26 protein-coding genes and 1 tRNA gene are annotated in these 26,180 nt (G+C 63.5%); 12 read left to right on the top strand and 15 right to left on the bottom strand.

All coding sequences use genetic code 11. The annotated features are described in order from the left end of the window. Positions 1–8 precede the first annotated feature (8 nt). From QA643_RS05505 to QA643_RS05480, 6 genes are all read right to left on the bottom strand, one after another. Positions 9–1,208: a hypothetical protein gene (locus QA643_RS05505; RefSeq protein ID WP_283032186.1), complete on the bottom strand. Its 1,200-nt coding sequence runs from the start codon at positions 1,206–1,208 to the stop codon at positions 9–11. Continuing rightward, the gene (locus QA643_RS05500) at positions 1,205–2,251 is read right to left on the bottom strand and encodes a hypothetical protein (protein WP_283032185.1); all 1,047 of its coding nucleotides are present in this window, start codon (positions 2,249–2,251) and stop codon (positions 1,205–1,207) included. The genes QA643_RS05505 and QA643_RS05500 overlap by 4 nt, the downstream gene beginning before the upstream one ends. Before the next feature lie 231 nt (positions 2,252–2,482). Next, positions 2,483–2,761, bottom strand: a complete 279-nt coding sequence (locus QA643_RS05495) for a YiaA/YiaB family inner membrane protein (protein ID WP_283032184.1) — start codon at positions 2,759–2,761, stop codon at positions 2,483–2,485. Between the two features lie 222 nt (positions 2,762–2,983). Continuing rightward, positions 2,984–3,391 (bottom strand): hypothetical protein, encoded by a 408-nt coding sequence (locus tag QA643_RS05490; protein WP_283032183.1) that lies wholly within the window; start codon positions 3,389–3,391, stop codon positions 2,984–2,986. 126 nt (positions 3,392–3,517) lie between these two features. After that, positions 3,518–3,793, bottom strand: a complete 276-nt coding sequence (locus QA643_RS05485) for a YiaA/YiaB family inner membrane protein (RefSeq protein ID WP_283032182.1) — start codon at positions 3,791–3,793, stop codon at positions 3,518–3,520. Between the two features lie 42 nt (positions 3,794–3,835). Next, positions 3,836–4,531 (bottom strand): PspA/IM30 family protein, encoded by a 696-nt coding sequence (locus QA643_RS05480; protein WP_283032181.1) that lies wholly within the window; start codon positions 4,529–4,531, stop codon positions 3,836–3,838. A gap of 102 nt (positions 4,532–4,633) precedes the next feature. Between QA643_RS05480 and QA643_RS05475 the strand changes: the two genes are divergently transcribed. Then, positions 4,634–5,242, top strand: a complete 609-nt coding sequence (locus QA643_RS05475; protein WP_283032180.1) for a TetR-like C-terminal domain-containing protein — start codon at positions 4,634–4,636, stop codon at positions 5,240–5,242. 27 nt (positions 5,243–5,269) lie between these two features. Here QA643_RS05475 and QA643_RS05470 read toward each other — a convergent pair whose 3' ends face one another. The 4 genes from QA643_RS05470 to QA643_RS05455 all read right to left on the bottom strand — a co-directional run bounded on the left by QA643_RS05470 (position 5,270) and on the right by QA643_RS05455 (position 8,488). After that, positions 5,270–5,794, bottom strand: a complete 525-nt coding sequence (locus QA643_RS05470; protein ID WP_283032179.1) for a hypothetical protein — start codon at positions 5,792–5,794, stop codon at positions 5,270–5,272. Between the two features lie 71 nt (positions 5,795–5,865). After that, entirely contained in the window at positions 5,866–6,279 is a 414-nt protein-coding gene (locus QA643_RS05465) for a Rieske (2Fe-2S) protein (protein ID WP_283032178.1), read from the bottom strand. Positions 6,280–6,289: 10 nt separating this feature from the next. After that, positions 6,290–7,402 carry an amidohydrolase family protein gene (locus QA643_RS05460; protein WP_283032177.1) on the bottom strand — a complete coding sequence of 371 codons (1,113 nt, stop codon included), beginning with the start codon at positions 7,400–7,402 and terminating at the stop codon, positions 6,290–6,292. 24 nt (positions 7,403–7,426) lie between these two features. Continuing rightward, positions 7,427–8,488 (bottom strand): amidohydrolase family protein, encoded by a 1,062-nt coding sequence (locus tag QA643_RS05455; RefSeq protein ID WP_283032176.1) that lies wholly within the window; start codon positions 8,486–8,488, stop codon positions 7,427–7,429. A 331-nt stretch (positions 8,489–8,819) separates the two neighbouring features. On the opposite strand from QA643_RS05455, the gene QA643_RS05450 reads away from it, so the two are divergent. The 5 genes from QA643_RS05450 (at position 8,820) to QA643_RS05430 (ending at position 16,697) form a co-directional block, all read left to right on the top strand. Next, positions 8,820–10,532 carry an FAD-dependent oxidoreductase gene (locus QA643_RS05450; RefSeq protein WP_283032175.1) on the top strand — a complete coding sequence of 571 codons (1,713 nt, stop codon included), beginning with the start codon at positions 8,820–8,822 and terminating at the stop codon, positions 10,530–10,532. 68 nt (positions 10,533–10,600) lie between these two features. Continuing rightward, positions 10,601–11,068, top strand: coding sequence for a hypothetical protein (locus tag QA643_RS05445; RefSeq protein ID WP_283032174.1), 468 nt, complete (start codon positions 10,601–10,603; stop codon positions 11,066–11,068). A gap of 121 nt (positions 11,069–11,189) precedes the next feature. Continuing rightward, positions 11,190–12,698, top strand: a complete 1,509-nt coding sequence (locus QA643_RS05440; protein WP_283032173.1) for a glucan biosynthesis protein G — start codon at positions 11,190–11,192, stop codon at positions 12,696–12,698. Then, the gene (gene mdoH, locus QA643_RS05435) at positions 12,686–14,848 is read left to right on the top strand and encodes a glucans biosynthesis glucosyltransferase MdoH (protein ID WP_283032172.1); all 2,163 of its coding nucleotides are present in this window, start codon (positions 12,686–12,688) and stop codon (positions 14,846–14,848) included. Before QA643_RS05440 ends, mdoH begins: the two co-directional genes overlap by 13 nt. A gap of 85 nt (positions 14,849–14,933) precedes the next feature. Next, the gene (locus tag QA643_RS05430) at positions 14,934–16,697 is read left to right on the top strand and encodes an adenylate/guanylate cyclase domain-containing protein (protein WP_283032171.1); all 1,764 of its coding nucleotides are present in this window, start codon (positions 14,934–14,936) and stop codon (positions 16,695–16,697) included. 200 nt (positions 16,698–16,897) lie between these two features. On the opposite strand, the gene QA643_RS05425 is transcribed toward QA643_RS05430, so the two are convergent. Together QA643_RS05425 and QA643_RS05420 are read right to left on the bottom strand one after the other, a co-directional pair. Next, positions 16,898–16,972 (bottom strand) — tRNA-Val (locus tag QA643_RS05425). 104 nt (positions 16,973–17,076) lie between these two features. Next, entirely contained in the window at positions 17,077–17,436 is a 360-nt protein-coding gene (locus QA643_RS05420) for a cell cycle two-component system response regulator CpdR (protein WP_074823489.1), read from the bottom strand. A gap of 323 nt (positions 17,437–17,759) precedes the next feature. On the opposite strand from QA643_RS05420, the gene QA643_RS05415 reads away from it, so the two are divergent. Together QA643_RS05415 and hisN are read left to right on the top strand one after the other, a co-directional pair. Then, positions 17,760–18,647, top strand: a complete 888-nt coding sequence (locus QA643_RS05415; protein ID WP_283032170.1) for an N-formylglutamate amidohydrolase — start codon at positions 17,760–17,762, stop codon at positions 18,645–18,647. A 599-nt stretch (positions 18,648–19,246) separates the two neighbouring features. Further along, the gene (gene hisN / locus QA643_RS05410; protein WP_283032169.1) at positions 19,247–20,026 is read left to right on the top strand and encodes a histidinol-phosphatase; all 780 of its coding nucleotides are present in this window, start codon (positions 19,247–19,249) and stop codon (positions 20,024–20,026) included. A 38-nt stretch (positions 20,027–20,064) separates the two neighbouring features. Here the strand turns inward: hisN and QA643_RS05405 are convergent, their stop codons facing one another. Then, positions 20,065–20,799: a PAN domain-containing protein gene (locus tag QA643_RS05405; protein WP_283032168.1), complete on the bottom strand. Its 735-nt coding sequence runs from the start codon at positions 20,797–20,799 to the stop codon at positions 20,065–20,067. Positions 20,800–20,847: 48 nt separating this feature from the next. Between QA643_RS05405 and QA643_RS05400 the strand changes: the two genes are divergently transcribed. The 3 genes from QA643_RS05400 to QA643_RS05390 all read left to right on the top strand — a co-directional run bounded on the left by QA643_RS05400 (position 20,848) and on the right by QA643_RS05390 (position 23,530). Further along, positions 20,848–21,375 (top strand): cysteine hydrolase family protein, encoded by a 528-nt coding sequence (locus tag QA643_RS05400; protein WP_283032167.1) that lies wholly within the window; start codon positions 20,848–20,850, stop codon positions 21,373–21,375. A 105-nt stretch (positions 21,376–21,480) separates the two neighbouring features. Continuing rightward, complete coding sequence (locus QA643_RS05395) at positions 21,481–22,449, top strand: tripartite tricarboxylate transporter substrate binding protein (RefSeq protein WP_283032166.1); 969 nt, start codon at positions 21,481–21,483, stop codon at positions 22,447–22,449. Between the two features lie 115 nt (positions 22,450–22,564). Next, positions 22,565–23,530, top strand: coding sequence for a tripartite tricarboxylate transporter substrate binding protein (locus QA643_RS05390; protein ID WP_283032165.1), 966 nt, complete (start codon positions 22,565–22,567; stop codon positions 23,528–23,530). Positions 23,531–23,549: 19 nt separating this feature from the next. Here QA643_RS05390 and QA643_RS05385 read toward each other — a convergent pair whose 3' ends face one another. Then, the gene (locus QA643_RS05385; protein WP_283032164.1) at positions 23,550–24,443 is read right to left on the bottom strand and encodes a LysR substrate-binding domain-containing protein; all 894 of its coding nucleotides are present in this window, start codon (positions 24,441–24,443) and stop codon (positions 23,550–23,552) included. Between the two features lie 197 nt (positions 24,444–24,640). Here QA643_RS05385 and QA643_RS05380 point away from each other — a divergent pair, with 197 nt between their 5' ends. Beyond that, positions 24,641–25,396 carry a sulfite exporter TauE/SafE family protein gene (locus tag QA643_RS05380; RefSeq protein ID WP_283032163.1) on the top strand — a complete coding sequence of 252 codons (756 nt, stop codon included), beginning with the start codon at positions 24,641–24,643 and terminating at the stop codon, positions 25,394–25,396. On the opposite strand, the gene QA643_RS05375 is transcribed toward QA643_RS05380, so the two are convergent. Continuing rightward, positions 25,393–26,037 (bottom strand): LysE family translocator, encoded by a 645-nt coding sequence (locus tag QA643_RS05375; protein ID WP_283032162.1) that lies wholly within the window; start codon positions 26,035–26,037, stop codon positions 25,393–25,395. The genes QA643_RS05380 and QA643_RS05375 overlap by 4 nt on opposite strands. Positions 26,038–26,180 lie beyond the last annotated feature (143 nt).

Genomic DNA, 26,180 nt, shown 5'->3' with positions numbered 1-26,180 from the left:
ACCGAACGTCAGACGGTTTCCGGCGTCAGCGACAGCAGGCGCCGCACCAGAGCGAGCGCGGTTTCGATGGCCGGATCGGCCGAGATGACGGGAACCGCCAGCGCGATGACGTCGAGCGGATCGTGCGACAGCACGATGAGGTGGGTGGCGCTGTTCGCCTTCATCAGCGACATGACGCGCTCGACGGCGGGATCCGTTACGACGAGCCCCCAGGGCGCGTCAGGACGGCGCAACACCCGCCGGTGCGACAGGAAATCGCGCAGCAGCGCCGGATCATAGGCGGCAAGCTCGCCTTCGCGGTAGCGCCGGGCGCTCTCGAAGACGGGATGCCGCGCCAGTTCCGCGATCAGCGCATCGCGGGTCTGCGCCGGCGACGCCGCGACGGAATTGAGCACGCCGGGCACCTGCGCTTCGAAATGGGCGCGGAGCGCATCCACCATCAGCCCGATGGTGAGGACGCCCGCGATCGCAATGGCGCAGAAGCGCATGATCTGCGCCGCATCGACGTCAGGCGCGACGAACGCCGCCGCGATGCCGAGCAGCGCGGAGCTTGCCAGGCGCAGCCCCGTGAGCAGCAGCGCCTGACGCTGGGTCTCGGCGCCGCGTTCCGCGATCAGGATCGCGGTGACGACGAGCAGCGCCCCGAGCGCCCCAAGCCTGACCGGGATATCCGGGATCAGCGCCCTGAAATCGGTGAGAATAAAGGGAATGACGAGGACGGCGCCGACGGCGAGGCGGGCGATACTGCGGTTTTCCGAAGCCATCAGCGTCGCCGGGTCGCGCGTTGCCAACAGCCAGGCGCAGATCGCAAAGCCGCCAAGCTGGAACAGCGCCAGCAGGATGGCGGCGGGCGTCACCAGCGGCTCAAATCCGACCGCGCCGGCGAGGCCGATCACGATGCCGCCGGTCAAGATGACAATTTTCGCAAGCCGAGGGGCATGACGCCGCAGGATACCTTCGGTAACGATCAGGGCGCCGAGCGGGACCAGCGCGGCCGGGATCGCCGACAGGTTGTTGAGGAGCTCATTGCCGCTCCACCACGCCGTGCCCCGCACCAGGAACAGCACGGCAATGATGCCAAGCGCGATCAGGAGCCGCCGGGTCAGTGGGCCCTTGGGATCGCGCCGGTGCAGCGTGAGCATGGCAACCGTGACACCGATCGCCCCGCAGAGATTGACGATGGAATCGGCGATCATGCCGGGCGTCATTTACCGCTCCCGTTGCCTGATATCCGCGGCCGCAAGCTGCCGAACGGGCGCGTATCGTCGAACCAGTGGATCACGGGCAGGATCAGCCGCTGCAAGGCCAGCACGGCGGAGGCGGCGAACAGCGCCGGCAGCGAGCCGGCCGGCACGTCTCGCTGGATATAGCGGCGGGCGCCGGCCAGATCGACCCGGCCGAGCTGAAGGACATCGTCGCCCCTGACGTAATCGAGCTCGCGCGCGCACCAGGCGTTGTATTGCTTCTCGCGATGTTTTGGCGCGACCTCGAAGGATTTCTTCAGCGCGTCCGACCCGCCGGTATAGGCGTTGGTGATGACGAAACGTGCTTCGTCGAACCCGGCCTCATTGCCGACGCCGAACACGGCGCGATGTTCGCGCATGATGCCGCGCGCCAGTTGCAGATGCGCAAAGCTGCGGCGTGCTGCGGCGTCCGGCGACGGAAACACGTCCGAGAAGGTGTCGCAGACCATGCCGAACACGGATGGCACCTGCGTGACGTTGGAAATCCACTTCGGACGCAAACCGTCGCGCGCAAACAGCACCAGCGTGGTCAGGCCGTACAGCACCCAGGACAGTCCCTGCCCCTGCACGTCAGGGTCGACCATCACGAGGCCGAGATGGGTGACCTCCTCCACTTCGCCATCAAGCTCGACCTGCATCACCGACAGCGCATTGAAGGCGATCGGCCGCCCCGTCGCCTCTTCCGAGATCAGCGTCACGATGGCACGCGACAGCCGCTCGCGCTCGCCGGAGAAGATGCCATAGGTGAGGTCGCCGTCCGGCAGGGTCTTGCCGGCGACGGTGCGCAATTTGGCGACCAGTTCGTCGAGCTCGTCCTGCGAAAGCGACAGCCCCGGGCTCTCGACGATCCGCGTGATCAGTCCCGTGTGGGTGCGCAGGGTGAGATCGATGGCCGGCTGGTGAAAGGCCTTCAGCCAGAAGGCGGCATAACTGGCGAGACGGGTGGCCGCAGAGCGGATCTGCCGCAGGCCATGACGGATCGCCGAATTGCCGTTCAAGGACGCCATGCCACCTGCCCGTAACAGGACGGGATTGGTGCGCCCCGCCCTGTTAACGGGCGATGAGCGCGACATGTTGGGATTAGCTGCAGGGTAAACGATGTGTTGGCGAGGTCAAACATGGCACAAAACAGGCAAACGGCGAATGCCGAAACATCCGCCGCCCGCCTTCGCCAGCACCGCGCCACAGGTTACGCGGCCTTGGAAATCAAGAGACCTTGGAAATCATGCAGCCTTGAGCTAGGCGGCGGTCTTGGAAACTTCCATCAGCAGCCGCTCGGCCTTGGCGTCCTCGATGCGGTTCACCAGGCGGCTGCTCTCGTGCACGTCGCGCACCGTCTTGGTCAGGGTGACGCAGGACTGGATCAGCATCACGATGCCCATCGCGAGATAGCCCTTGATCCAGAGATCGACCGGCAGAAAGTAGACGCCGATGGCCACAAGCAAGGCCGAGGCGGCGAACGAGGCGTAGGTGAAGGTGACCCAGGCGCCGCTGTGATGCTGGATATTCTGGTTCATGGCGTATCCCTGCTGGTGATGAAATTTTGACTAAAACCGTTCGGACAGGTTGGCGTTCGCTCCGGATTCCGCGACCGCATCCGTCGCGGATTCCTGCGCCCGCGCCAGTTAATGGGCGATGACTGGATCACCTACAGGTTGTAGCAGGGTAAACGATACATTGAACGCAGACATCAAATGATTCATGACAGGAACGGCAGGCTCCGGCCGGATAAGCCTTCTTCACGCGCTGACCGGTTCGAGGCGTCCCTGTCGCTGGCCGCTATAGTCGTTCGATAACAACGAGCACGTGGCCATGACAATGGCGCCTCCGACGGCCAACGCCGTCACGATTGATGAGGGAAACAGGCTGCTGAACACAGAGAGAATCTCGGCCGAGACGACGGTCGCTGCAACGATCGCGGTCAGGGAGGCCCGCAGGGCAATCGGAAAATCGCGAGCGAGAAATTCATCTGCCGTCCAAGAGATCGCCGACATCGGCAGGGCGAAGAGGAACAAAACCCCGGCCACGAGACATCCGAAATCGAGAGATTGCGTGCCGGTGGCGGCGATCCACATCAGCAAGGCCGCGAAGAACACCGTCACCGGCGCCAGCACCAGGAATACGAACGCTCTCTTCATTGCAGTCATCCTCTGCCCTGTCAGCCCTGTGAATTCTTCTCCGGCGAGCGGACGGCGGATGCTGAGACACTCGCCGCCCGCCCTCGCCAGCACCACGCCACAGGATACGCGGCCCTTGCGATCAACCGGCTCAGGCTACGCGGCCTTCGAGACTTCCATCAGCAACCGCTCGGCCTTGGCGTCCTCGATGCGGTTCACCAGCTTGCCGCTCTCGTGCATGTCGCGGACGGTCTTGGTCAGGGTGACGCAGGACTGAATGAGCATCACGATGCCCATGGCGAGATAGCCCTTGATCCAGAGGTCGACCGGCAGAAAGTAGACGCCGACGGCGACCAGGAAGGCCGATGCTGAAAACGAGGCGTAGGTGAAGGTAACCCAGCCACCGCTGTGGGGTTGGACGTTCTGGTTCATGATAATCTCCTGTCGAATTGGGTTTGATCGATTGAATCAAGTTCAGGCAGCCTGCGTGCGTTTGGCGTTCAGCCGCGCGAGCACGTCGTCCGCGGTTGATTTCATGCGTGGGCCAAAGCCCTGTTCGGCGAGCTTCTCGGCGGTCGCTTGCGGTCCGGTCGCGGCATCGAGCTCGACCAGGGCATCGGCCGCGGCCTGCGCCTCGACCTGCCGCTCACGCAGCCGCTTCAGCGTGTTCTCCGCTTCCGGCAGCGTGGATTCGTAGGGACGCGCCGCCTCGATGCCGCCGCGGCGCAGCGCGCGAACCGCTTCGGAGGCGCGGGCGATTCTGCGGCCGCGTTCGAGCTCGGTGATCCGCGCCTCGGCGCTGGCGACCTGGCGCTTCATCCGGGTGATCTCGGTCGCAAACAGCGTGCGCGCAGTCATCGCCGCGTCGCGGTCGGCCTCGAGATTGGCAATCGCCTGCGCCGCCTCACGGGCGAGATCTTCCCGGCCGCCATCGAGCGCCGCGGTGGCGCGGATTTCGAGGTCGGCAATGCGGGCATTGGTGGCTTCGAGACGGCGGCCTTCCTGCTGATCGCCGGCGATCGCCAGCGCCAGCGAGCGCTTGGACCGCTCCACCGCCGCGGCGGCATCGCGCATCTGCTGGTCGAGAATGAGCAGCGCCGCGCGGTCTTCCAGTTCTTCACCCGCGACAGCCACGCTGCCCCGGAAAAGCGTCAAAACAGTTTTGAACATTGTCAGCTCCCTGTGTTATGAGCACTGCTCATGAGCGATTTGTAGCAGCATCGTGAGCGTTGCTCAAGAATTATTTTGAGCATCGTTCAAGATCGGAGATTCATGTCCAAGGCATTGGAAAGACGGGCGAAAAACCGGGAATCGCTGATTGAAGCGGGGGAGCGACGGATTGCCGCAGGGGGGCTGGCCGGGCTGAAAACCCGCGATCTCGCGAGCGACATCGGCGTCGCCAATGGCGCGGTCTACAATCTCGTCGACGACGTCGACGAGCTGATCCTGCGGGTCGGATCGCGCACGCTGGCGCGGCTGGATGCTGCGCTGACGTCAGCCGAAGCCGATGGACCCGCCTCGCCTCGCGAGAGGCTGGTGCGCATCGCAGTCGCCTATTGCGATTTCGCGGCTGAAAATCTCGAACTGTGGCGCGCGCTGTTCGAGCACCGGATGGCGCCGGGCAAGCCGGTGCCGGAATGGGCAATCAGCGAGCAGATGAATCTGTTCCGCCATATCTACCAGCCGCTCGCCGAACTGTTTCCGAAGCGCACGCCGGATGAACTCGGCGTGACGGCGCGCAGTCTTTTTTCAGCGGTGCACGGCATGGTGCTGCTCGGGCTCGAGCAGAAGCTGATCGCGGTGCCGGTCGAGGCGCTGCGCGCGGAGATCGCAGTCATCGTCGGCGCGATGGTGGATGGGTTGACGGTCAAGGCTCCGTAGAGGTTTCGGTTCAAGAAACGCCAGCGCTCAATCCCGCTCGTCGCGTTCGTGCTCTGGCAGACGTTTCCATGGATCCTCGGCTTTCGGCGGCTCGCCGGGGCCATAATTTTCCACGATCAGATCTTCAAGCCAGATTTCGCCGTGCGGGCTGGTGACGCGCTTCGAGCGCAACGCACTGGTCCAGTTGCACACCTCGGGCTGATAGAACACATAGCGGCTGCTCTTGGCCACGATCGCGAAGAAGAGATAGGCGCGGCCTGGCTCGAAGTAGAACTCGCAATCCATGTCCTTGTAGACATCCAGTAGCCTGACACGGGCGGCCAGTCTGTCAGCCCCCTTCCAGACCCGGTCGACGTCGACGGTCCAGGTATGGCCTTTCGCTTCCACCACCTTGCCGACGAAGACGTATTGAGTGCGTGCAAAGCCCTGGGCGGGCGAAATTGTGTCGCACGCGCAGGCATGCGCGACGTCGGCCCCCGTCGTCAGGCAGACCAATCCGGCAAGCCATGCGAGAATCTTCAAGGGCAGCCGACACAGCATGTGATGAGTCACATCCACCTCCCTCGAAAAGGAGTTCAGCCAAAGGTGTGGGCCGGCATGTCGCGCCGCGGCGGCGCAATCGCCTACACCTCCACAATGACGTAATTGTCCTCGACACGGACCGGAAACGTCTCGGCGACGTAAGGCCCCTTCTGCAGCTCCTCGCCGCTTTCGACCGCGACCGGATAGGAGCGCACCTTCACCCGCTGCGGATCGAACCAGGATTGGCCGTTGCGCATGTCGAACTCCCAGCCGTGCCAGGGGCAGCGCAGCAGTTCGCCGACGCGCGAGCGCTGGTAGACGCCGGGCTCCGGCGAGGTCAGCCGCGCGACGCAGGCGGCCTTTACCAGTGGCGCGCCTTCATGCGGGCAGCGATTGAGCAGCGCGAAGAATTCGCCGTTGACGTGGAACACGACGATGTCGCGGCCTTCGACGCCAAAAACCTTGTTGCCGCCGGGCGGGATGTCTGACGTACGGGCGACGATATGACGGGCCATGGTGTCCTTGTCAGAACTTGTAGACCGCACGCGCATTGCCGTTGAATATCTTGCGGCGCTCGGCCTCCGTCAGCGGCGTCTTGAAGGCGTAGCGCGGGTCGTCGAAATCCCAATGCGGATAGTCCGACGAGAACAGCAGGCGATCGGCGCCGACCCATTCGATCAATGAGCGCAGATGTCTTCCCTCATCGGGCTCGTCGATCGGCTGCGTCGTGAACCAGAAATGCTCTTTCACATATTCTGACGGGCGGCGCTTCAGATGCGGCACCTCGTCGCGGAACGCCTCGAAGTGGCGTTCCATCCGCCAGGTGGCCGAGGGGATCCAGCCGAAGCCGCCCTCGATGAACACGATCTTCAAGTTCGGGAAACGCTCGGGTACGCCTTCGAGCACAAGGCTGGTGAGCTGCGCCGCCATGGTGTGCGCGTTCGACTGGTGTTCCTCGACATAATAAGACGGCCAGCCGCCGCCGGTCGGCGCATGCCCGCCATAGCCGCCGACATGGATGCCGAGCGGCAGCCCCAATTCCTGCGCGCGGGCATAGATCGGCCAGTAGCGGCGGCGGCCGAGCGGCTCGTTGGCGCGCGGGCAGACATTGATCTGCACATAGCGGCCGATCTTGGCGCAGCGCTCGATCTCGGCGATTGCGAACTCGGTGTCGTCCTGGCCGGCGAGGATCGAAGCCTTCAGCCGCGGATCGCGGTCGGACCAGAAGGCAAGCTGCCAGTCGTTGATGGCGCGCTGGATCGCGGCGCCGAATTCGAGGTTCTGCTGCGAGAAGATGAAGAGATCGAGCACCTGCAAAATGCCGTACTCGATGTCGAGCGGATCGAGATGCTGCTTGCGCATGAAATCGAGATCGGAGCCGGGAGGCCCGCCGGTCGGCGGCCAGGCGTCGCGGCGCGCGATCAGCGGCGAGGAGCGCGGGTACGGCGTGGTGCCGATATAGGGCGTGCGCAGATGGCTGCCATAGGTGCGCAAATGCTGCTGCCAGCGTTTTGGTAAAAACTGCTCGATATCGGCATGGGCGTGGATGCTTGGATGCACGTCGCAATCGATGATGCGCAGCCGGCTCCTGGCGGCTTCTTCCTCGGCGAGGATGGGGCGGTCGATGACGTCACTCATGCGATCCTCCTTGCGTATTCAAGTTCACGCCGCGAGCTTGAGCCGCGGAAAGGTTTCGAGCGGATTGTCTTCACACATGCGCGAGACAATGCTGGCCGGCAGATGGGCCGGCATCGGATCATCGCCGTCGAACTGCCAATGCGGATAATCCGATGCGAACAGGAACATCTTGTCGGAACCGATCTGCTCGATGACGTCGGCGACCCCTGCGGCATCCGGAGGGCCATCGAACGGCTGCATGGTGACGCGGACATGGTCGCGGATGATCGAGGCCGGCTCGCGTTCGACCCAGGGCACCTCGACGCGCACGCCGCGCCAGGTCTTGTTGGCGCGCCACATGAAGGCCGGCAGCCAGCTCACGCCCGACTCCATCAGCACGACCTTGAGATCGGGAAATTTGCCGAACACGCCCTCATAGATCAGGCTCAGGAGCTGGGCCTGAAACGCCTGCGCTTCGGCGAGATAATATTCGTAGCGGTAGGATGGCCAGCCGATCGAGCTCGGCGCGGTACGATAGGCGCTGCCGGCATGGATCGCGACCGGCAGCTTGTGCTTTGCGGCGGCCTGCCACACCGGCCAGAAATGCCGCCGTCCGAACAGCATCTCACCCTGCGCCAGCACCAGCACGGAGACAAAGCGGTTGTCGGCGGCGCGCCGCTCGATTTCCTCCACGGCGAGATCGGGCGCCTGCATCGGCACGACGATCGAGGCACTCAGCCGCGAATCTTTTGCCAGCCATTCGGCCGCGATCCAGTCGTTGATCGCCTTGCAAAAATCCGCTGCCATATAGGAATCGAACACCGCCTGCGCGCCGTAGATGACGTTGCAGATCGCGTGGCTCGAGCCGAGTTGGTCGAATGCGCCGCGCTGCACCATCTTGAGATCGCTGCCGGGCTTGCCGCTCGTCGGCCGCCAGTCGGCGCGGCCAGTAAAGGGCATGTTCGGCGGATAGGAGTTGAGGTCGAGGCCGTCGATCGCGCGGCTGACGACCTGCTCCTTCCAGTGATCGCTGAGATAGGGCAACAGCGTGGTGCGGGTGCCGCCCACGGCGGGATGAATGTCGCAGTCGATCCGCGTGGCCGCCATGGAGTTCCTCGGACTGCTGTTGCTTTGGCGGTCTTGCTGCCGCGCCCGCAACTGTGCCGCCGATGCCATGGCGGCGCAAGCGCTTTACTGAAGGGTCGCCCTGCTCCGGATGCACGGCGGCTCTCCCTTCTCCCCTTGTGGGAGAAGGTGGCGCGGAGTGCCGGATGAGGGATTCTTTCCGCGGAGACAGACTCCTCATCCGTCTTGCTGCCGCTACGCGTCAGCGATCCACCTTCTCCCACAAAGGGAGAAGGGAAGAGGCCGCGCGATTGACAGGTCAATCGATCCCCACCCAAATGTCCGCCCTTGAAATGAGAGCGAGGCGTATCGCGTGGCCGGCAACGAACAGGAAACCTACGAATGCGACGTGCTGGTGGTCGGCTCCGGGTGCGGCGGCTTGTCGGCGGCGGTCACCGCGGGGCATCACGGCCTCAATGTGCTTGTCGTCGAGAAGGAGCCGCGCTTTGGCGGCACCACCGCGCGCTCCGGCGGATGGCTGTGGATTCCCGGCACCTCGCTGGCGAAAGCATGGGGCATCGAAGAGAGCCCCGAACAGGCCAAGACCTATCTGCGGCACGAAGCCGGCAACAATTTCGATGCCGCGCGCGTCGATGCCTTCCTGAGCGAAGGGCCGAAGGCGGTCGATTTCTTCACCAGCAAGACGGCGGTGCAGTTCGATATGCCGCTGACCTTTCCGGATTATCACGCGGAAGCGCCGGGCGGCGCGCAGGGTGGCCGCTCGATGGTGACGCGGCCGTTCGACGGCCGCGAACTCGGCGCGCACGTCAAGGATATCGGCAGCCCCCTGCCCGAGCTCACCGTGTTCGGCATGATGCTGGGCTCGGGCAAGGACATCGTTCATTTCATGCGCGCGACGAAGTCGCTGACCTCGGCGATCTATGTTGCCAAACGCCTGTCGAAGCATGCGATGGACGTGCTGCGCCATGGCCGCGGCATGACGCTGACCAACGGCAATGCGCTGGCCGGCCGCCTGGCGAAATCCGCGTTCGACCTGAACATTCCGATGTGGCTGTCGTCACCGGTGCTCGAGCTGGTCGTCGAGAACGGCGCGGTGCGCGGCGCGGTCGTCGAACGCCAGGGCAAGCTGATCCGCGTCAACGCCAGGCGCGGCGTCGTGCTGGCCTGCGGCGGCTTCCCGCATGACGTCGCGCGGCGCAAGGCGATGTTTCCGCATGCGCCTGATGGCACGGAGCATTTCTCGCCGGGCCCGGTCGGCAATACCGGCGATGGCCTGCGCCTGGCGGAAACCGCGGGCGGCCGCGTCGAGGATGCGCTGCCGCACGCGGCGGCCTGGGTGCCCGTCTCGATCACCGAGCGCAAGGACGGCTCCAAGGGCGTGATGCCGCATTTCATCGATCGCGCCAAACCCGGTGTCATCGCGGTGATGCGCGACGGCCAGCGCTTTGGCAATGAAGGCAATTCCTACCACGACTTCGTGCAGGCCATGGTGAAGGCCGCAAAGCCCGGTGAAGAGGTCACGGCGTTCCTCGTCTGCGATCATCGCGCGCTGAGAAAGTACGGCCTCGGCTGCGTGCCGCCGTTTCCGATGCCGCTGCGCCATCACTTCGCGACCGGCTATCTCAAGCGCGGCACGACGCTCGCCGAACTCGCCGACAAGACCGGCATCGATCCGCAAGGGTTAGCTGCGACGATTGCCGCGTTCAACGTCTCGGCTGCTGAAGGTCGCGATCCTTTGTTCGGCAAGGGATCGCGCGCCTATAATCGCTACCAGGGCGATGCGCTGCACGGCCCGAACCCCTGCGTCGCGCCGATCAAGGACGGACCGTTTTATGCGATCAAGCTGGTGGTCGGCGATCTCGGCACCTATGCCGGCATCAAGACCGACGCGCATGCCCGCGCGCTCGACGAACACGGGCAGCCGATCCCCGGCCTCTATGCCGCCGGCAACGACATGGCGAGCATCATGGGTGGCAACTATCCCGGCGCCGGCATCACGCTGGGGCCGGCGCTGACCTTCGGCTATATCGCTGGCAAACATCTCGCGGGCGAAAATTCGCCGTAACGCCCGCGCAGGCTGGAACGAACGTCAACCGATTCAATTGTGTTTCGGTTGAACCTGGAGATCGTTCCATGCACGCGCCGCGGCTGTTCACCGTCTTCATTCTCGCCGTCGTTCCGACGCTCGCCTTCGCCGCCGATACCGAATGGCGGCGATATAGCGTCCCGAGCACTGGCACGAGTGTCGACATGCCGGTCTCGATCTTCACCAGCGATGCCGGAGCCCCTGAGAACGGAACCGGGCGGCGATTTTTCACCCAAGACCGCCGCGCCGACCTGACCGTGCAATCGCTTCCCAATCCCGGAAACGACTCGCCCGCCACCTTCCTCGCCAAGATGCGGCCGCCCGCCGGCATTATCTACAAGCGCGTCACGCCCGGCTTCTTCGTGGTGTCGAGCATTCGGGACGACCGCATCTGGTACAACCGCTGCAACCGCGGCCAAGGCAGCATGAACTGCGTGCTGATCAACTATCCCGCCGCGGAAAAGCGCCAGTGGGACGAGGTAGTGACGCGGATCAGCCGCACGCTGCGCGGCTAACAGATCTCCGACTGAATTTTAGGCAGAACAGGGAAAGACGGCATTTCGGTTCCGAAACCAGGAACCGTCCGCCGTGCACTGCGTTGCCGATGAGTTCGTTTGGTAACCGCGAGGTTGTTTCGTGAATCGCAGGGATTTCCTCGCTGCTTCGGCGTTGCCGTTGGTAAGCGGCGTTGCGCCGGGTCTTCTGTCTACCGCCCATGCCCAGCCGGCGCCATTCGACCGATCCGTTGTTCGGCAAATAGCGCGCGAGCTCGCAAGCAAGCCCTACAAGGCGCCGAGTGAGAAGCTGCCCGACAATCTCGCCAATATCGACTACGATCGCTATCGGGCGATCCGTTTCCTGCCGGAGCGCGCGCTATGGCGCGGCGAAAAACTCCCCTTCGAGGCGCAGTTCTTCCATCGCGGATTTTTCTATAAGAACCGTGTCGACATCTTCGAAGTGAAGAACGGCCAGGCCTCGATTATCCCCTACCAGCCCGATCTTTTTTCGTTCGGCGATCTGGCGTCGCCCGGCTCGGGGGTAGATCTCGGCTTCGCCGGCTTCCGGCTTCATGCGCCGATCAACAAGCCCGATTATTATGACGAGGTCTGCGTCTTTCTCGGCGCGAGCTATTTTCGCGCAGTAGCCAAGGGCCAGCTCTACGGCCTTTCGGCGCGCGGCCTCTCGATCAACACCGGCGAAGCCAAGGGCGAAGAATTCCCTTTCTTCAAGACGTTCTGGATCGAGAAGCCGGCGGCGGGCGCCAATTCCATTGTCGTGCATGCACTGCTCGACAGCGAGAGCGCGGCAGCCGCCTATCGTTTCACCATCCGCCCGGGCGAGAGCACCGTGTTCGATGTTGAAATGGCGATCTATCCGCGCGTCGATCTGGATCATGCCGGCCTCGCCCCAATGACCAGCATGTTCTTCTTCGGACCGAACGACCGCAAGGACGTCGAGGACTTCCGCCCCGCGGTCCACGATTCGGACGGGCTTGCGATATTCAACGGCCGGGGCGAAGAGCTCTGGCGACCGCTGCATAATCCGCGGGATCTGCAAGTCTCCTCGTTTGGCGATCTCAATCCGCGTGGCTTCGGCCTGATGCAGCGTCAGAAGGATTTTGCCGCCTATCAGGACCTCGAATCGAATTTCGAGCGCCGGCCGAGCCTGTGGGCGGAGCCGATCGGCGATTGGGGCGAAGGCGCGGTGAAGCTGATCGAGATCCCGACCAAGGAAGAGATTCACGACAACATCGCCGCGTTCTGGCTTCCCAAGGCTCCCTTGGCCGCCAAGGGCGAGCACACCTACACCTATCGCCTGCACTGGGGACCGGATGCGCCAAAGCCGGCTTCGCTCGCGCGCTTTTCCCGAACCGGCATCGGCGCACGCGGCGACAATGCCATGATCTTCGTGCTCGACGTGATCGGCGAGCGGCTCAAATCAGTCGATCCGAAAGTCCTGCGCGGTGTCGTGTCAGCCGAGAAGGCGAAAATCCAGAACATCGTCACCCAGCCCAATCCGGCGACCGGCGGCTGGCGTTTGAGCTTCGAACTGTCCAGGGAAAAAAACCCCGTCGAAATCCGCGCATCGCTCATGCAGGACAATGAGCCGGTATCGGAGGTCTGGGTCTATCGATGGACACCATAACGAAGGGCCGCGGCACCACCGGGACGGGCGACATCCCGCTGAACGCGTTCCTCCCTCCGGAATCGCCAACGGATATGACGGCGCAGGCGTTGCGGCAATTTGAGCCGCCGCCGTCCCCTAAATTTGCGCCGATGTGGTTGCGGCGGATCTTCGTGCTGACCGGCACCGCGATCCTGACCGCAGCCGGCTGTTACGAGATGTACAGGGTTCTTCAGGTCGGCGGCATCACCGTCCTGGAATCGATCATCCTTATGCTGTTCGTGCTGTTGTTTGCATGGATCGCGTTCTCCTTCATGTCGGCGCTTGCCGGCTTCTTCGTGCTGCTGACCGGCAAGAAGGACGAACTCGGCATCGACGCCGGCGCGCCCCTGCCCGCGATCAAAAGCCGCACCGCGATGCTGCTGCCGACCTATAATGAGGATCCGCATCGCGTCCTGGCGCGATTGCGCGCGATCCATGAATCGGTCGAAGCGACCGGACGCGGCGCGCAATTTGACTGGTTCGTGCTGAGCGACACGACCGATCCTGCGATCTGGATCACGGAGGAAAAATGCTTCCTCAGGCTGCGACAGGACATCGGCAATTCGGCCGCGCTGTTCTATCGCCACCGCCCCGAAAATATCGCGCGCAAGTCCGGCAACATCGAGGAATGGGTCCGGCGGTTCGGCGCCAATTACGAGTGCATGCTTATTCTGGATGCCGACAGCCTGATGACGGGCGACTGCATCGTGCGGCTCGTTGCCGGCATGGAGGCGCATCCGAAGGCAGCGCTGATCCAGACACTGCCGATCATCGTCAATGCAAGATCGCTGTTCGCGCGCTGGCAGCAATTCGCCGGGCGATTATACGGACCGATGCTGGCAGCGGGCATCGCCTGGTGGCACGGCTCCGAAGGCAATTATTGGGGCCACAACGCCATCATTCGCATCCGCGCCTTTGCGCAATATGCGGGGCTTCCCGAACTGCGCGGACGCAAGCCGTTCGGCGGGCATATCATGAGCCACGATTTCATCGAGGCGGCATTGATGCGCCGCGGCGGCTGGGCCATCCACATGGCGCCGACGCTTCGCGGCTCCTACGAGGAATCGCCGCCAACGCTTTCAGATTTCGCCGCCCGTGACCGGCGCTGGTGCCAAGGCAATCTGCAGCATCTGGCGCTGCTGCCGACGCGCGGCTTCCACTGGGTCTCGCGGCTGCATCTGCTGACGGGAATCGGATCGTATCTCACCTCGCCGCTCTGGCTGATGTTTCTGGTGGTCGGCATTCTCGTATCGTTGCAGGCGCAGTTCGTTCGGCCCGAATATTTTCCGAAGGGATATTCCCTGTTTCCGCAATGGCCGGCGCAGGACCCGGTGCTCGCGGCTTGGGTGTTCGCCGGCACGATGGGGATGCTGATCGTTCCGAAGCTGCTGTCCTTCGTCGTACTTCTCACCGATCGCGACGCGCGGAAGAAATTCGGCGGCGGCTTGCTCGTGCTTGCCGGCATCATCACCGAGACGATCCTTTCCGGCCTGACCGCACCTGTCATGATGATCTTCCAGTCGTCCGCCGTTGGCGAAATCCTGTTCGGGCGCGACGCCGGATGGCAGGTTCAGCGCCGCGACGATGGCGCGATCTCGCGCCGTGACTTGGCCCGCACCTATTCGGTGCCGACAATGGTCGGGGTCGCCATGGCGGTGGCGGCCTATGCAGTCTCTGTGCCGTTGCTGCTCTGGATGACGCCGGTGATCCTCGGCCTGCTGCTTTCGATTCCGATGGCGATGCTGTCGTCGGCGGCGAACCGCAGCTCCAAACTATTCCAGACGCCGGAGCAGGCCGCCCCGCCGCCGGTGCTCGCCAGGGCCAATGAGCTGGCAAGCGCACCGCATGAACCGTTGGCCTGCCCGTTGCACGAACTGCGTCGCGATACCGGCTTGCGCGAAGCTCACCTGAATAGCCTTTCTGGCCAAAAACCGCGGAAACGCGGCGATGTCGATCCTCATTTGGCGATCGCGCGCGCCCGCATCGAGGATGCCCAAACGTTCGAAGAGGCCGTAGGCTTTCTCACCGCGCGAGAAAGATTGGCAGTGCTCAAATCGCCTGCTGTGCTCGCCAACGTGTTCGCCCTGCCGGATCGGCCTGATTGCAAGACCGACGTTCCCACGGCTTGAGATTGCACTGCGGGCCTACCGTCGCCCGGCATGCAATCTTGGCGAAATCGCCAATTCTGCTAAACTGCTGTCCTGAGAGGCGAAAATGCAAGCGCCTGGACCGGAGCGAAGACTCGCTGCAGTCCTTGCCGCCGACATGGTCGGCTACAGCCGGCTGATGGAGGTCGACGAGGCGGGAACGCTCGCACGCCTCAAAACGCACCGGCTCGAGCTCATTGATCCGGCCATCGCCAAGAATCGCGGTCACATCATCAAGACAACCGGCGACGGCCTGCTGGTGGAATTCCGCAGCGTCGTTGATGCGGTATCGTGCGCCGCAGAGGTCCAGCGCCGGATGGCACGGCGCAACTCGGACGTGTCGCCGGCGCGCTGGATCCAATTCCGCATCGGCATCAATCTGGGCGACGTGATCATCGAGGAGAACGACATCTTCGGCGACGGCGTCAACGTCGCGGCGCGCCTTCAGGTGCTTGCCGAGCCTGGCGGCATCTGCATCTCGGGCGCGGTGCGCGATCAAGTCGGCGATCGGCTCGACGAGATCGCATTCGAGGATCTCGGCGAGCAGAGCGTCAAGAATATCACCCGCCCGATCCATGTCTTCCGGGTCCGGCTCGAGGCGGCCACGATCGCGGCGCTCGAAAGCGCCAAGGAGGCTTCGGCCATCCCGGCGACCAGAAAGCCATCCATCGCTGTACTGCCGATGGTCAATATGAGCGGCGATCCGGAGCAGGAATTCTTTGCAGATGGCCTCACCGAGGACATCATCACCGAGCTGTCGCGCTTCCGCGACCTTCTCGTCATCTCGCGCAACTCGACCTTCGTGCACAAGGGCAAGGCGGTAAAGGTGCAGGAAATCGCCCGTGAGCTCGATGTCGAGTACGTGCTCGAGGGCAGCGTGCGCAAGGTCGGCGACCGCGTTCGCGTCACGGTGCAATTGATCGACGCACAAACCGATCGGCACGTCTGGGCCGAGCGCTATGACCGCAAGCTGGAGGATATCTTCACCATCCAGGATGAGGTGACCGGCGCGATCGTTGCAACGCTTCCCGGCCGTGTCGAGGCGGCCACGCAGGAACGCGTCAAGCGGAAGCGGACCGACAACATGGCAGCGTATGAATGCGTGCTTGCTGCCAAAGTGCTGCATCACCGCTCGCAGCGCGATGCCAACGCAGAGGCGCAGCTTCTGCTTGATCGCGCCATCACGCTCGATCCGAATTACGCGCACGCTCACGCCTGGAAAGCGTGCGTCCTGGGCCAGACCTGGGTTTACGGATGGTGCGCGGATCGCGACGCCACCTTCCAGCAGGTCGCCGACGAGCTGGCGATTGCACTGGCGCTGGATGACAACGACAGCGACGTTCATCGTATCCTGGCGGCGGTGAACCTGACGCGCGACGATCATGACAAGGCGGCTTATCATCAGGAACGGGCGATCGCGCTCAATCCGAACTATGATCTGGTCGTGGTGCAACAGGGCGAGTTTTTGACTTGGCTGGGACGGCCGGAAGAGGGTATCGACTGGATCAGGAAGGCAATGCGCCTCAACCCCTACCACCCCGAGCGCTTCTGGAATCATCTCGGCCGCGCCCTCTACTGCGCCGAGCGATTTGCGGAAGCCGCCGAAGCCTTTGCGCGGATCACGCGGCCCGACCACACCCATCACGCCTTCCTTGCCGCCATCTTCGCGCAAATCGGCGACAGCGTTGCGGCCGCCGCCCATGCCGCCGAGGTGATGAAGCTCGAACCGACCTTCTCGGTGGCCACCTATCTTGCGACCCAGCACTACAAGCAGACGGTTGACCGCGAGCGTCACGAGGCGGGGTTGCTCAAGGCGGGTTTGCCGGTGTGAGGTTCAAGCTGCGGTGGAACGGATGTAACCTGCCAGTTCCAGTTCGCGGCCAACGCCCGCATTCGCCGAGGGGCTCGCCGTAGCTTGCGGCACAAAGCCCGCCTTCGCCTGGCGGCTTCGGCGCGGCAGCCTTCGCTTGCTTCGCTACGATAGTGCAGAGTGTGGCTTGCCGAGCCGTAGCTTGCGAAGCAAGCGAAGGCTGGTGGGCACGACAGGGATCGAACCTGTGACCCCTACCATGTCAAGGTAGTGCTCTCCCGCTGAGCTACGTGCCCTATCAGTCCAACTCGGGTGGGGTCCGTATATCGGCTCCAACGCGCCCCCGCAAGGATGCTTGGGCGTAATTTCTGAAGCGATTTTGACGGAAATGGAGGCCGAATCAGGCCGCCAGCATCTTGTTCACTTCGCTGACCAGTTCGCGCAGGTGAACCGGCTTGGCCAGCACCTTGGCGTTCTTGGGCGCCTCCGAATCGGAGTTCAGGGCGACGGCGGCAAAGCCGGTGATGAACATGATCTTGATGTCGGGATCGAGTTCCGAGGCGCGCCGCGCCAGCTCGATGCCGTCCATTTCCGGCATCACGATGTCGGTCAGCAGCATCTCGAACGGCTCCTCGCGCAGCCGCTGATAGGCCGACAAGCCGTTGTCGTGGGGCGAGACCTGAAACCCGGCGTTTTCCAGCGCCTTGACGAGGAAGCGGCGCATGTCGTTGTCGTCTTCGGCGAGTAGAATTTTATGCATGGCGGTCAGCGGTCAAGCCCGGCTTGGAGGATCATTCCACCCACTAAGCCCGATAGAGGGTAAATTTCGGGTGAAAGGTAATTGCGTCTTGGCGAAACGGTCAGCGCTATTTTTAGTAGCGCCCCGTATCTGGAGTAAACAAGGCGGCGCTTTTCGGGCGTTTACGACAGCTTCCAGGCGAACGGCGGCTTTTTTCGCTTGGCAGATTGATTACGATTACGGACAATGCATCGTTACAAAACCCTGCCCTTCGCCGGCAGAACCGGTCACCGGGTCAATCGCGGCACAGGGGAATGCGGACATTCAAGGGACGGCGCCCGACGATGACCCAGTTTGATGGCGAGCTGTCGCCTCCGTTCGAGATCGTGGAGCCGGAGCACTGGCGGGCGCCGATCATCTTCAACTCGCCCCATTCCGGCTCGGTCTACCCGCCCGAATTCCTCAATGCCTCGCGGATCGACCTCGCCGCGCTGCGCCGCTCCGAGGATTCGTTCATGGACGAGCTGATCGGCGATCTCAGCGCGCAGGGCTTTCCGACGGTCCGGGTCAATTTTCCGCGCTCCTATGTCGACGTGAACCGCGAGCCCTATGAGCTCGACCCGCGCATGTTCACCGGACGCCTGCCCAGCTTTGCCAATACCCGCTCGATGCGGGTGGCCGGTGGCCTCGGCACGATCCCCCGCGTGGTCGGCGACGGGCAGGAAATCTATCGCGAGCGGCTCTCGGTCGACGAGGCGCTGGGGCGCATCGAGGCGCTCTACAAGCCCTATCACCGTGCGCTGCGGCGGCTGATCAACAAGGCCCATCAGGCGTTCGGCACCGTAATCCTGGTCGACTGCCACTCGATGCCGTCGGTCGGCGTCTCCAGGGACGAGCCGCGGCGGCCCGATATCGTGATTGGCGACCGTTACGGCACCAGCTGCGCGAACCTGTTGCCCGAAATCGTCGAGGGGGTCATGGGCAAGCTCGGCTATTCGATCGGGCGCAACAAGCCCTATGCCGGCGGCTTCATCACCGAGCATTATGGCAACCCGGCCAGCGGGCTGCATACCGTGCAGCTCGAGCTCAACCGCGCGATCTATATGGACGAGCGGCGGCGCGAGCGCAGTCCGCGCTTTGCGCAGGTGGCGGCCGACTTCACCAGGCTGGCAGAAGCGCTGTCGCAGGTGCCGCTCGGCGATCTCGGCCCGTTCCAGGCAGCGGCGGAATAGAATTTCTCGCTCCGTCATTCCGGACACCGCGCAGCGGTGATCTCAGATGCGCAATCGCGCATCGGGGAATCTCGAGATTCTCAGGGCGCAATTGCGCACCATAGTTCGCTTCGCGCCCCGGAATGACAGCGCACAGAAGAAACGCACAAAAGAAAAAAGGGCCGCCTGAATGAACAAGCGGCCCAAGTCTAGGGAGGAAACGCCCAAGGAGGGCAGCGATAGGGCGAGGCCCTACCGCACCGCAACAATATGCGACCGCGCTGCACAAAACGCAAGGGTTTTTGAGCTAGTTCCGGTCCAATGTGGAACAGGCTGGCGGATCGGCAACACCACCGCGAATGGCTATTTAACTCAAAAATATCAACGACTTACAACAATGACACCCGCAGCCCCCGTCTCGCTGCAGTGCTGGTATGCCAAAAATCGCAACATCGTGATGGCTTCGCTAACCAAAAATCCATGCCTAAACGAAGCCATTCCGAAACCCGATTCGAAAGCTGGCTCGCAAAGCGGATGGGAATAACGTGCCGTCGGCGGTGCGCAGCGCACCGGTTTGGGCTAGGCATGTGGCGGCGTTTTTATTGCGGTAAGGGACAGCCGTGACGGTCATCGATTTCACTGCGTTTATCGGACGGCTGGCGACGGCTTCGGGCGAGACCATCCTGCCGTTCTTCCGGACCTCCCTGTCCATCGACAACAAGAGCGCCAGCGATTTCGATCCCGTCACCGAGGCCGACCGCGCCGCCGAAGCGGTGATGCGCCGCCTGATCAAGGCCAACTTTCCCCAGCACGGCATCGTCGGCGAGGAATTCGGCAACGAGCGCGAAGACGCCGAATATGTCTGGGTGCTCGATCCGATCGACGGCACCAAATCCTTCATTGCGGGCTTTCCGATCTGGGGCACGCTGATCGCGCTGCTGCACAAGGGCGTGCCGGTGTTCGGGATGATGCACCAGCCCTATATCGGCGAGCGTTTTTCCGGCGATTCCGGCTCGGCGCATTATTCGGGTCCATCGGGCGAGCGACGGCTGACAGCCCGCCGCTGCGCCGCGCTGAAGGACGCCACTTCCTACACCACGAGCCCGCTCTTGATGAACGCCGCCGACCGCGAGATCTTCGGCCGGGTCGAGAGTGCGGTGAAGCTGTCGCGCTATGGCGGCGACTGCTACTCCTACTGCATGCTGGCGGCCGGCCATCTCGACCTCGTGGTCGAGACCGAGCTCAAGCCCTATGACATCGCAGCCTTGATCCCGATCGTCACCGGCGCCGGCGGCGTCGTCACCAATTGGGAAGGCAAGCCCGCCCAGAGCGGCGGCCGCATCATCGCCGCCGGCGACCCGCGGGTGCACGAAGCGGCGATGAAGCTCTTGAACAGCTAGCGACACAACGCCTGGCGCGAACGCGTTATCGCTTGCGTTCACCTCGGCTGATCGAAGCGGACACCGGAAGTACAACAGTTGCTGGTAACGGCCGGCGGAACGGTGAACTTGAGCCAGCACCTTGCGCGCGGCCCCTGAACGCCCGGTCGGACGAAGGTCCAGGCGTGGCACAGCATTCCTTCCCGTTCGCATGCGGACTTGCAGAGGTTAGGATCTGCCGCAGCCAGATCAAAGTTCTTGAAGTCGCCGCCCGGCCTGTCGATCTGCGGCTCGATCACCCTCATGGGCACGCCGCTGGTGCAGCACCCGTTGAAGTTTGCTGCGGGAACGACGCTCTTGAGCCAGCACCGTGCTTGCGGTCCCTGCAGGCCGGCCCTCACCAGCGTCCATGCCTTGCAACTACCGCTCTGTTCGCAATTGATCCGGCAAATGTCGGCGACCGTGCCGAAGGATCCGGGCCCCGGGGGATTGACCGGGAAGTTGCGGAAGTCGCCACCCGGCCGATCGATATTGTCCTCACGGCTCTGATCCGCGAACGCCACATTGGCCGGAACGGCGCACCAGGACAGGCAGAGAACGGCAGCAATAACGAGCGGTAATCGCTTCAACATTATCTCCTCCGAAATATGAGCATAAAAAGTATGGCCGCAGCGACTGCCGGATCGAGCAAGCTGATCCGCAGCAGCGCGTGTTTCCTCGCGGGTGCATGTCGCGCAAAATAGCGCTTCGGTTGTATAACGCGAAACAGAACGTTGGCTTGTTAAGCCGCTCACAATCGTTTCAATTACCGCTGCGCACCGGTTTTTCGACTCGAACGCCCAATGGATGCTTTGATTGTCGTCGATATGCAGGTCGGACTCCTCAACGGGGAGCCGAAGCACGATTTGCGCGGCGTCATCGCACGCATCAACCGCCTCGCCGCAAATGTCCGCACACGCTCCGGAGCGGTCATCTTCATTCAGCATTGCGGCGGCAAGAGCGACGATTTCGAGCCGGAAACGCCAGGCTGGGCGCTGCTTCCCGAACTGCACCGCGAGCCCGCCGATATCGTGATCCGGAAGACCTTGAACGATCCGTTCGTGGAAACCGACCTGTCCGCGCGCTTGCAGGCGCTCGATCCTAGCCGGCTCCTGATTGCCGGATGGGCGACCGATTTCTGCGTCGATGCCACGGTGCGGTCCGCCGTTTCAAACCGTTACGATGTCGTCGTGGTAACGGACGCCCATACCTTGAACGACCGCCCTCACCTCGACGCGGCGAGCGTCATTCGTCACCATCATTGGGTCTGGCGTAACCTGATCACGCCACGATCCGTCACGCTGGCGCGGACGGACGAACTCCTGGTTTGAGGCGGTTCGGCTCCGGCCACAACCGGCAGGACCTTGCGTCGATCGGCTCATCGCGTACGATGCCCGTCAACACCGCACGACAGATGCGGGATCGGGGAGCATTTGATGAGATTGCCGGGCAAGATTCTCGCTGGACTGACCCTACTGTTGTTGCCGGCTCTCTCCTCGGCGCAGGACTTCCCCGCCAAACCGATCAAGCTCATCGTGCCGTTCCCGGCCGGCGGACCCAACGACATCATCGCGCGGGTGATTGGCCAGCGCATGTCCGAAATATCAAAGCAGCCGGTTTTGATCGACAACCGCGGCGGCCAGGGCGGCGTGCTCGGCACCGACGCGGTCGCGAAGGCCGCGCCTGACGGCTACACCATCGCGATCTCAAGCGCCGGCGCGCTCGCCATCAGCCCCAGCATGGAGAAGGTCGCCTACGACACGCCCAGGGATCTTGCGCCGGTGACGCTGGTCGCGACCGTGCCCGAGATGCTGGTGGTCGCAACCAATGTCCCCGCCAAGGACATGAAAGAACTGATCGCGCTCGCCAAGGCGCAGCCGGGGAAGCTGAACTTCGCCTCGTCCGGCCCCGGCAGCCTGCCGCATCTGGCCGGTGAACTGTTCAAGCTGACCGCCGGCATCGACATCGTGCACGTCCCCTACCGCGGCGCGGCGCCGGCGGTGAACGACCTCTTGGGGCAACAGGTGCAGATGACGTTCCTCGACCTGCCTGTGCTGTTGCCGCAGATCAAGGCCGGTGCCTTGCGGCCGATCGCTGTCGGCGCGGCCGAGCGGGCGCCGACCGCGATGGAGGTGCCGACCACGGCCGAGGCCGGGATGCCCGGCATGATCATCGAGAACTGGTACGGCATGGTGGCGCCCGCTGCGACCCCGCCGGTGATCCTGGCCAGCCTGCACAGGATCACGACCGAGGCGATGGCCGATCCGACAGTGAAGGAAAAGCTCGCCGCCCAGGGCGCCACGTTGGTCGGCGATACGCCGGAACATTTCCGCGGCTTCATCGACAGCGAAATCAAGAAGTGGACGAAAGTGATCAAGGACGCGGGGGTCGCGACGACGAAGTAAGCATGACGGTTCGCTCCTTGCTTGTTGCTGCGCTGAAGAAGTGAAATAGCCGGGACGTCTGGCGCGACGAATGCGCTTCACGCCGCTCCGGCACGACAAGTGGCCGGAGGCTTTGATGAAGGCTCTTCGCGTGCTTCTCATCGGATTGTCCACGCTGCTGCCCGCAGCAGCGACCGCACAGGATTTTTCGAGCAAGCCGATCAAGCTGATCGTGCCGTTCCCGCCCGGCGGTCCCAACGACATCATTGCGCGCCTCGTCGGCCAGCGCATGTCGGAAATCGCCAAACAGCCGGTCGTGATCGACAATCGCGGCGGCCAGGCCGGCGTGCTCGGCACCGACGCAATCGCCAAGGCCGCGCCGGACGGTTACACGATCGGCATCGTCAGCGCGAGCGCGCTCGTCATCAACCCGACGATGGAAAAGGTGCCGTATGACGTCGCGAAAGACTTTGCGCCCGTCACGCTGGTGACGACGGTGCCGGAAATGCTCGTCGTCGCCGGCAACGTTCCCGCCGGCAACATGAAGGAGCTGATCGCGCTCGCCAAGACGCAGCCGGGCAAACTCAATTTCGCATCTGCCGGCGTCGGCGGTATGCCGCATCTGGCCGGCGAACTGCTCAAACAGACCGCTAGCATCGACATCGTCCACGTGCCCTATCGCGGCGCGGCGCCCGCCATCAACGACCTGCTGGGGCAGCAGGTGCAGATGGCGTTCCTCGATCTGCCGGTGCTGCTGCCGCACATCAAGGCGGGCACGCTGCGCCCGATTGCGCTTGGCGCGCCGCAGCGCGCGCCGACCTCACCCGACGTGCCGACAACAGCCGAAGTCGGCATGCCTGACCTCTTGATCGAGAACTGGTACGGCATGCTCGCGCCGGGCGGTACGCCCGAGCCGATCGTCACCGCCCTGAACCGCCTTGCCAACGAAGCGATGAACGATCCGCAGGTGAAGCAGAAGCTCGCAGAACAGGGCCTGACCGTCGCCGGCAACACGGCGGCGCATTTCCGCAGCTATATCGCAGGCGAGACGCAGAAGTGGGCGCGTGTCATCAACGCCGCCGGTCTCGCCTCAGGCAAGTAGCGCGCCCGGCCTCCAGACATCAGCGCGGCGCATGCTTGCGCAGATGCTCCGCCAGTTGCTGCGCCGGTTTTGGCAATGACCGGAAGCTGCGGGCGCAGATCACCAGCCGCCGGTTGGCCCAGGAATCCCTGATCCTGATCACATTGACCTTCATCGAGCGCGCGCAGCGTTTTGCGGCAACCTCGGGCATCACGCCGATCCCGATGCCGGAGGCGACCATCCGGCCAATCGCATCGAAACTGTTCAGCCGCGCGCGAAAACGCAGGCGCGCGCCAAGGCGCGCCGCGTGCCCGCTGATATGGGTATGCAGCGCGATCGAACTGATCAGGCCGACGAAATCACGCTGCACCACTTCGCTGAAATCGACCTGCCGCCGGTTCGCCAGCTCGTCGTCCCGCCCGGCGACCAGCACCAGGCGATCCTCGCTGAACGGCACTCGCTCGATATTGTCCGCAAGCGCGTGTTCGGCCGCGAGCCCGAGATCGGCAGAACCGGACAGAATGGCGCGGGCGATTTCGGCGCTTTCGCGCTCCTCGACATCGATCGAAATGTGAGGATGGGCGGCAAGGAACGCCGCAAGCGCCTTCGGCAGATATTCCGAAAGGCCCGATGTGTTGGCGAGGAAGCGGACGGTGGCCTTGGCGCCGCGGGCAAAGGCGATGAGATCGCCGCGCATCGTCTCGACATTGTGCAGTATGACCCGGGCATGATCGAGCAGGGTTTCGCCGGCCGGCGTCAGCTCGACGCCGCGGCGGCCCCGCGTCAACAGCGACACGCCGAGCGCCTCCTCCAGGCCCTTGATTCGCTCGCTCGCCGAGGCCAGCGCCAGATGTACCTTCGTGGCGCCGTTGGTGATGCTGCGCATCTCGGCGACCGCAACGAAGAGCTGGAGGTCGACCAGATCGAAGCGCATCGGGAATCCCTATCAAGACCGTCATTGCGAGCGAAAGCGAAGCAATCCACAGCGCGGCACAACGGATAAATGGATTGCCTCGTCGCTTCCGCTCCTCGCAATGACGAAGACGTCATCACCTGACTTCGACTTTACCGAAGGCTGTCTCCGTAATCTCCAGATTGTGCCGATAATCGCGATCGGTCAATGTCGCCGGCATGTTCGATTCCGCACTGCCTTTCATCGCCGCCGCCCTGCTGCTGGCCGGCTTCGTCAAGGGAGCTCTCGGGCTCGGCCTGCCCACGGTGGCAATGGGCCTGCTCGCGATATCGATGCCGCCGGGCCAGGCGATCGCCATCGTGATTGTTCCCGCGATCGTCACCAATATCTGGCAGACATTCGGCGGCCCCTATCTTCGCGACATCCTCCGTCGGCTATGGCCGCTGCTGATCGGAACCGTCGTGGGCATCTGGCTGAACGCCGGATCGCTGACCGGTCCCTACGCACGCTACACCACGATCGCACTCGGCTTGTTGCTGGTGCTCAATGCCGTCATCGGTCTCTGCAAGCTGCATATCAGCATCGAGCGCCACAACGAAAAATGGGTGGGCGGCGTTGTCGGCGTCATCACCGGCATGGTTTCCGCGGCAACCGGCGTGCAGGTGATTCCCTCGGTGCCGTTCCTGCAGGCGATCGGCATGGAGAAGGACGAGCTGATCCAGGCGCTCGGCGTGTTCTTCACCGTTGCGACGCTGGCGCTTGGCTTCAACCTCACCAGTGAAGGCCTGCTGACGGCGGCAAGCGCACTGCCGGGTGCAGTCGCGCTGGCGTGCTCGTTCATCGGCATGTTCATTGGGCAGGCGGCACGCGCGCGATTGCAGCCGGAAACTTTCCGGCGCTGGTTTCAGATCGGCATGATTGCCCTGGGGCTCTACCTTGCCGGCAATGCACTCGCGAAGTTGGTCGGTGTCTAGCGCGCCTCCAGCATCGCCACGCGGATGCCGAGATAGACGAACAGCCCGCCGAGCGCGCGGTTGACCCAGGCCACCGCACCGGCCGACTCCCGGATGCGGCCGGCGGCGCGGGCCGCGAAGGCGGCGATGCAAAAGCACCACAACGTGCCGCTGGTGATGAAGATCAGGCCGAGCGCCAGGAAGGCCAGCGTCTTGTGGGCAGACTCCGCCGCCACGAACTGCGGCAGGAATGCCAGAAAGAACAGCGCCACCTTCGGATTGAGCACGTTGGTCAGCGCGCCCTGCCAGAACACACAGGCAAGCGACGCTTCGCCGCCGGCTGAGGCAGCCTCCGCCAGCGGCCGCGATCGCGACAGCAACATCTGCACGCCGGTGAACAACAGGTAGGCGGCGCCGACCCATTTCAGGACAGTAAAGGCGGCGGACGAGGCCATCAGCAGCGCCGACAGGCCGATGGCCGCGCCAAACACGTGCACGAGACAGCCGGCGCAGATCCCGGTCGCCGCCGCCACCCCGCCACGCCAGCCGAACTGGATGCTGCGGCCGATAATGTAGGCCGTATCCGGCCCCGGGGTGATGTTGAGCAGCAGCCCCGAGATGACAAACAGCCATAGTTCGTGAATGCCGAGCGCTTCCGCCATCGTTAACGGGTTCCCTTTCGTGTGAGACCAATGGCGCGCATGCCAATCTGGAAGGATTGCAGTACTATCATGGCAAATCGGCCTTCCACCAGAATGCGCATATTTTATAAACATTGGAATTGGTCGACTGAGCGCGTAGTGGT

Origin of the sequence: Bradyrhizobium sp. CB3481, assembly GCF_029714305.1 — a bacterium.
GTDB lineage: Bacteria > Pseudomonadota > Alphaproteobacteria > Rhizobiales > Xanthobacteraceae > Bradyrhizobium.
Note: the sequence above shows the minus strand (reverse complement) of the source record. Positions and strands in the feature narration are given on the sequence as shown.